This window comes from Leifsonia sp. SIMBA_070 (assembly GCF_046534635.1).
In the GTDB taxonomy this organism is placed as follows: domain Bacteria; phylum Actinomycetota; class Actinomycetes; order Actinomycetales; family Microbacteriaceae; genus Leifsonia.
This window is the reverse complement of record NZ_JAWRYK010000421.1, coordinates 1-263: the sequence shown is the minus strand read 5'-3', so window position 1 is coordinate 263 and position 263 is coordinate 1. Positions and strand designations below refer to the sequence as shown.

General features: G+C 73.8%; 1 pseudogene. It reads left to right on the top strand.

Annotation, left to right across the window (positions count from 1 at the left end):
* Nucleotides 1-263, top strand: a pseudogene (locus SB754_RS20925) (glycosyltransferase family 1 protein); the annotation flags it as partial.

Below are 263 nucleotides of genomic sequence, written 5' to 3'. Positions count from 1 at the left end.
ATGCAGCTCGAGCCGGAGACGGCGCTCGCGCTGGAAGCGACGCACGCGGCCGCGCCCTTCGACCTGGTCTACGAGCGGTACGCGCTCTTCGCGACGGCCGGCACGGGCTTCGCTCGCGAGGCGGGGGTGCCCTCGGTGCTCGAGGTCAACGCCCCGCTGCCGCGGGAACAGGCTGAGCACCGCGAGCTGGTGCACGCCGATGCCGCCGATGCCGTCCCCCGGCGCGTGATCTCGGACGCGTCGGTGGTCGTGTGCGTCTCGCA